Here is a 6,412-nt window from a genome sequence, read left to right as displayed (position 1 = left end):
GTGAGAATTAACATCCCTAAGATATTGAATATCAAGCGTTTGCATGGCCTTTCTTAGTTTAAAATTGTTAAAATCCTAACCCCTAAACGCGTTTATATAATATAAAAACAGCCGGTTATGAAAATTGAACACATTGCGTTTAACGTTGAAGATCCCATTGAAACAGCCCGATGGTATGTCGAGCACCTGGAGATGTCGATCGTCAAAAAAGTGGAGGAGCCTCCGCAGATGCATTTTTTGGCCGACAGCAGCGGCTCGGTGATGATTGAGCTGTATAATAATCCCGCGAGCCGGGTGCCGGATTATGACGCGATGGATCCGCTGACGCTGCACCTGGCTTTTTGTTCCGAAAATCCGGACCAGGATCGGGACCGGCTGCTTGACGCCGGGGCATCTCTTGTCAGCGACGAAACGCTGAAGGATGGTTCCCGCCTGGTGATGCTCAGGGATCCCTGGGGACTGGCGATCCAGCTCTGCAAGCGGTCCGAGCCGATGCTGTGAAGCTTCTGCCCGGAAGAACGGGTTGTCGCTGCAGGGCAGAATAAGGGTATTTGTACAGGGGCAGGTTGGATTTTTTATCAAATACTCCCATATTGACTTGGATTTTTGGGCGCACGATTGCTCTCAGATACCATATTAAGTGCAAAAGAAACGGCTTCATTCCCGATGATGCCGGGAGGTTTGCGTGGTATTGAATCGGAAAACACGTGCGTTAAAAATCGGGAATAGAGCCAGTCCCGGTGCAGGGAATACTAAGGGTTACGACGTTGAAAGGACGTCTCATTTATTTGGGAAGGCAGAAATACCTGCCGCAATTTTAAACTAATTCGCAGAGGAGATCTATGGGTACACTTGCAGCTATTGACTGGATTGTCATTGCGATATACTTTTTAATACTCGTTGTGCTTGCCTGGTGGGTGATCAGGCAAAAAACCGACACTTCCACCGATTACTTCCTGGCGGGCAGGCACCTGGGATGGTTTATCGTTGGGGCCTCAATTTTTGCTTCCAACATCGGTTCCGAGCACCTGGTGGGGCTGGCGGGGTCCGGTGCCACCGATGGTGTTGCCATGGCGCATTATGAGCTGCACGCCTGGTGCCTGCTGGTGCTGGGATGGGTTATGGTCCCGTTTTATATGCGATCCAAGGTGTTCACCATGCCGGAGTTCCTTGAAAAGCGGTTTTCGCCCATCGCGCGTTCCGTATTGTCGGTTATCTCCCTGGTTGCTTACGTGTTGACGAAAATTGCCGTTGGTATTTTTGCAGGCGGGGTCGTCTTCAGCGTGCTGCTCCCCGATGTAAGTTTCATGGGGATGAACAGTTTCTGGATCGGTTCCATCCTTGTTATCGTGTTTACCGGTATCTATACGGTGCTCGGTGGACTTCGGGCGGTTGCCTATACGGAGGCGCTGCAGACGTTGGTCCTGGTTGTCGGTTCGCTGTTGGTGCTTATCTACGGGCTGGATGCCGTAGGGGGATGGAACCGGCTGTATAACATTGTGGGGTCAGAGATGTTCAACCTCTGGAAGCCCCTGACCCCGGAAGGCGTTGCGGCAACCTGGGCGCCCGTGAAGGAGCCCGACCAGATGGCGTGGTATTTTAATAATAACTATCCCTGGCTGGGAATGCTGTTTGCCGCACCCATTGTGGGCCTCTGGTACTGGACTACCGACCAGTATATTGTGCAGCGTACGCTGGGAGCCGCCAATATTACACAGGCGCGCCGTGGGTCCATAGCGGCTGCTTTCCTGAAGCTTCTTCCCGTATTCATTTTCATTATTCCCGGAATTATTGCATTTGCCCTGGCCAAAACGGGAGAGGTTACGGCCCTCCAAAACGAGATGATGCAAAACGGCGAACTGGTGCGCGAGAATGCCCAGGCGGCCTTTCCGCTGCTGGTAGCCCATATTCTCCCGATCGGTATCCGCGGCATTGTAGTTGCAGGGTTGCTTGCAGCGCTGATGAGCTCGCTGGCCGGCGTTTTTAATGCCTCTTCCACGCTGTTTACCATGGACTTCTATTCCCGTCTTAAACCGGATGCCTCCGAGCAGCACCTGGTGTGGATGGGCCGGGTGGCTACCGTGGTTATGGTGATCATCGGTCTGTTGTGGATTCCGGTCATCCAGGGGAGCCGGGGGCTTTATGACTACCTTCAGGGGGTGCAGTCCTACCTGGCGCCGCCGATTTTTGTCGTCTTTTTCCTGGGAATTTATAACAAACGATTGAACAAGGAGGGGTGCCTGGCCGCCCTGGGTGTGGGTTTTGCACTCGGCATATTTCGCCTGGCCGTTGATACCCCGGCGATGCTTATTGACGGGTTTAGCTACCAGGAAGGGTCATTTTTCTGGATTATCAATAACATTTTCTTCCAGTACTACAGCCTCGGAATCTTCCTGGTCTGCATCCTGGTGATGGTGGGTGTCAGTTATATGACTGCTCCTCCCTCCTACGAAAAGATAGCCGGACTTACCTACGGTACGCTTTCAGATGAGGACCGGTCGGAAAACAGAGCCAGCTGGGATTGGAGAGATGTGGCGATGTCGGGCCTGGTTATTGCGCTGATATTGGCCGCCTATCTCTACTTCACCGGCTGACGGCATTAATTGAACTAAAATAAAAACCTCCGCGGCTTTCAAAGCCGCGGAGGTTTAATTATATCGAAGAGCTGTTCAAGAGATGGCTTTACCGGCCCTGGCCCGGATTTCTCACGAGTATTCTGGATAAAATCATGTAACTTTATGGATGACCATAACTTATCCCATTTTTTACTGCCCAATTATCATTACAGTCTGTAACAGGCTGCGAAATGGGCCTTTCAGCTGCGTTGAAGAACAAATCACCGGCTCAACGTACCAACGTACGTCTGCGCGGCCCTTTGCCCTTCGCCTTGCTGAAAAACAAATTTCTTGGTGAGAAATCCTGCCCTCGATCTGTAACCGAACGAGTTTAACAGCGTTCGGTTCGCCTGTCTGGCCGTGCCGACGGGCAAATCGAGGCACTGGAACCGCTCTTAGTCTTTTTCCAGCTCAAGCTCTTCAATCTGCTGGTTAATGAATTTGAGTTCATCCTTGGTCAGTTCAAGGTCGGCTGCCTTGGCGTTCTGTGTAGACTGTTCGGGCGTGCGGGCTCCCACCAGGGCAATGGTGATGCCGGGTTGCTGGATCGTCCACTGGATAACCAGTTGCGGAAGCGTGGCCCCTTTGTCTTCGGCAATCGGTTTGATCTTCTCAAGCATCGCGTTGGTCCGGCGGATGTTCTCATCGGTATAGTACACTTCGTTGGCTCGGGTGTCGCCCTCCCCGAATTCGTATCCCGGGCTCATCTTGCCGGTGAGCAGGCCCCGCTGAAAGGGGCTATAGGCCAGGATGCCCTTGTTGTTTTGAATACAGTAGGGCACAACTTCTTCTTCGATATCGCGCCGCACCATGCTGTATGGAACCTGGTTGGAGGCGAGCTTGATCGTTTTTTCGGCGGTTTTCATCTGCTCGGCACTGTAATTGCAGACGCCGGCCTCGCGGATTTTTCCCTGCTCCTTGAGTTTCAGTACCGCTTCCATCGTCTCCTCGATAGGTGTCGAAGGGTCCGGCCAGTGAATTTGGTACAGATCAATATAATCGGTACCGAGCCGCTGCAGGCTTTCCTCGCATTCCTTAATGATCGCCTCTTTACCGGCGTATTTGTGAATGTCGATATCGTTGCCGTCGTTGTCTTTGCTTTTGAAGTAGAAGGTTCCTTTGTCAGTATCCCAGCGAAGGCCGTATTTGGTAAGAATCTGAACCTTGTCGCGCGGGATGTCTTTAATAGCATCTCCCACAATTTTTTCACTGAGTCCCTGTCCGTATACCGGCGCGGTATCGATTGAGGTGACGCCGAGGTCATAAGATGCACGGATGGCATCCACGGCGTCATTCTGCTCGGTTCCGCCCCACATCCAGCCGCCGGCCGCCCAGGCGCCGAATGTTACCACTGAAAGTTCCAAATCGGTATCGCCAAGTGTTCTGTATTTCATGATTGTCCCTGAATAATGGTTTAATTAATGATTTGAGTTAATACCAATTCCCATAAATTTCGCAGCCCGGATTATTCACTAAAGAATATGTTACTTGAGCCCCTCGATAGCTAAATGATTTACAGCTCAAATTCCCAGGTGAACACTCCGGGATCGGTTGCAAGTCGGCCCGTTCGTGACATCAGTAGTGACGGACCGGCTTGTCGCTTTACACAGGGAACCAGCAGAAGGTGTTAATGATTCCATGCGCAAAATATCGGTGTCTCAAAGGTAAGTTCAAAAAGAGCTTTGCGAAAATCACGAAACTAGCCAAAACAACGGTGTTTCCAAAATCCACTTCAAGGAAGCTTTGCAGAACCTGCTATGTTGTTGGGGATTGTGCCACCGGCCTTATTGACCTTTTAAACGGGAGTACAACTCCCTCAGGTCGAGGAACCGGGGTTTTGCAAAGTTTTCTTCAAAAACTCAATTACCTGTTGCGGAAGAACGTTTCCACCTGATCTGCAGATTTCGTATTCAGGATCCGCTCTTTCTCAAATTTGCCTTTGCGCGCTGTCATTACACCGTACTTCATGTAGTCGATCCCTTCCGTCGTATGGGCATCCGGATTGATCGCCGACATCAGTTCCACCTCCAGGGCCTTGTTGCCGTGGCGCCAATCCAGGTCCAGGCGAAGCGGGTTGGCATTGATTTCAATAGCCGTATTATGCTCCGCGGCCAGCTCAATGAGCTCATTCATGTCGAGGTCGCTGCCGTTTCGTTTTAGCAGCAGCCGGCCGGTAGGGTGACCCACCATCCGGGTAAAAGGATTGGCAATGGCGTTGCGAAATCGCTCCATCATTTTGCTCCTGGGCTGGTCTATGGCGCTGTGAACGCTGGCGATCACAAAATCGAAGCCTTCGAGCAGTTTATCATCGTAGTCGAGGCTGCCGTCGCCCAGTATGTCAGATTCGATGCCCTTGAAAATACGGAAGTTGGCACCGGAAGATTTAAACTCCTCGTTGAGCTGGTCCACCTCGTCCCACTGCCGTTTGACTTCATCGGGTGAAAGTCCCCCGGCGTAAGCGGCCGTCTGGGAGTGATCCGACAAGCCCAGGTATTCATATCCCCGTTCTAGGCAGGCTTCGGCCATCTCGCGGATTGAGTATTTTCCATCGCTGTAGGTGCTGTGTACATGGAGCACGCCGCGGATGTCGGACTTTTTGACAAGCTCCATCGTTTCATGGGTTTCAAAAAAATCGATTTCACCCTGATCTTCCCGGAGCTCGGGTGGAATAAAATGGAGATCCAGGTGCTCATAAATATCGCTCTCCGAAGCATACGCGATTGGCTGGTCAAAATCGGTCTCCCCCTGTTCATTGAGTTTGAAAAGCCCGTATTCGTTGAGCGACATGCCGCGTTCCCGGGCCCGCTGCCGCATCACAACATTGTGCTCCTTGCTGCCGGTGAAATACATCAGGGCAGCAGGAAATTCGGCTGGCGTCACGATACGGAGGTCTACCTGCCGACCCTCTTTAGTACGGATCGAGCTTTTCGTGTCGCCGCGGCCAAGCACATCCACGACCAGTTCGTGCCCGACAAACGCGTCAAAGATGGAAGGCCCATACTTCTTTTTTGCCCCAATAAGAATGTCGACATCCCCGATGGTTTCGTTGGATCGGCGCAGGGAGCCGGCCACCTCAATATGTTCGACTCCCTCCTGCTTCTTCAAAAAATGGAACAGGGGATCGGCAATTTTCAGGGCCTGGTCAAGCCGGCAGCGTTCCTCGAACTGCTCCATCCATTCAATCGATTTTACAATTTTTTGGGCCGATTTTTCCCCGAGACCATCGAGCGAGGCCACACGCCCATCCTGGCAAGCCTCTTTTAGCTCCTCAAGCTCGCTGATGCCCAGCTCTTTGTGGATTTTGGCGATATTTTTCGGTCCGAGCCCGGAAATATCCAGCCATTTGATGACCCCTTCCGGGATTTTCGCGCGCAGATCTTCCAGTACATCGATCTTGCCGGTCTCTGCGTATGATTTTATATCCTCCGCGATCGAGGATCCAATCCCCTTGATGTCGGTCAGGGTGTCGTTTGTAATGTAGGTGTTAATATCTTCGCCCAGCCCCTCAATCGTTTGAGCAGCCCGGTCAAAAGCGATGGCACGAAACCGGTTTTCACCGGCCAGTTGCATCAGTTGGTAAATTTCGCGAAGCCGCCGGGCGACCTCCTGGTTGCTTACAGACATATTGAAATAGGTTTAATCGGTTTGATATGCATTTTCTTGTGAGAGCTAAAATCAAAAATACAATCTTCAAAAGCAGTAAAAATATTCTTTCCTTTTCAAAACATACAGCTCTCGGCCATTTTGTGGTTTAGAAACCATTTAGTACTATCTATCATTCAGTGAGAAGTGAGAAG

The 6,412-nt window shown here is 51.4% G+C and carries 4 protein-coding genes; 2 read left to right on the top strand and 2 right to left on the bottom strand.

Annotated elements, in window-relative coordinates; translation table 11 throughout:
* The first annotated feature begins 117 nt into the window (after positions 1–117).
* Both ACG2E4_RS01430 and ACG2E4_RS01425 read left to right on the top strand, forming a co-directional pair.
* Positions 118–501: a VOC family protein gene (locus tag ACG2E4_RS01430; protein WP_395275507.1), complete on the top strand. Its 384-nt coding sequence runs from the start codon at positions 118–120 to the stop codon at positions 499–501.
* A 341-nt stretch (positions 502–842) separates the two neighbouring features.
* The gene (locus ACG2E4_RS01425; protein WP_395259632.1) at positions 843–2,594 is read left to right on the top strand and encodes a sodium:solute symporter; all 1,752 of its coding nucleotides are present in this window, start codon (positions 843–845) and stop codon (positions 2,592–2,594) included.
* A gap of 416 nt (positions 2,595–3,010) precedes the next feature.
* Here ACG2E4_RS01425 and ACG2E4_RS01420 read toward each other — a convergent pair whose 3' ends face one another.
* Positions 3,011–4,009: an aldo/keto reductase gene (locus ACG2E4_RS01420; RefSeq protein ID WP_395259631.1), complete on the bottom strand. Its 999-nt coding sequence runs from the start codon at positions 4,007–4,009 to the stop codon at positions 3,011–3,013.
* A 469-nt stretch (positions 4,010–4,478) separates the two neighbouring features.
* The gene (gene polX, locus ACG2E4_RS01415) at positions 4,479–6,239 is read right to left on the bottom strand and encodes a DNA polymerase/3'-5' exonuclease PolX (RefSeq protein WP_395275506.1); all 1,761 of its coding nucleotides are present in this window, start codon (positions 6,237–6,239) and stop codon (positions 4,479–4,481) included.
* Between the last annotated feature and the right edge of the window lie 173 nt (positions 6,240–6,412).

It is taken from the genome of Halalkalibaculum sp. DA384, assembly GCF_043951955.1.
Classification (GTDB): Bacteria; Bacteroidota; Rhodothermia; order Balneolales; family Balneolaceae; genus JAMQKA01.
The sequence above is the reverse complement of the archived record's forward strand: the minus strand, read 5'-3'. Positions and strand labels throughout refer to the sequence as shown.

Coding starts and splice junctions, on each gene's coding strand:
- ACG2E4_RS01420 (WP_395259631.1), bottom strand. CDS start 4,009: ATGAAATACAGAACACTTGGCGATACCGATTTGGAACTTTCAGTGGTA.
- ACG2E4_RS01425 (WP_395259632.1), top strand. CDS start 843: ATGGGTACACTTGCAGCTATTGACTGGATTGTCATTGCGATATACTTT.
- ACG2E4_RS01430 (WP_395275507.1), top strand. CDS start 118: ATGAAAATTGAACACATTGCGTTTAACGTTGAAGATCCCATTGAAACA.
- polX (WP_395275506.1), bottom strand. CDS start 6,239: ATGTCTGTAAGCAACCAGGAGGTCGCCCGGCGGCTTCGCGAAATTTAC.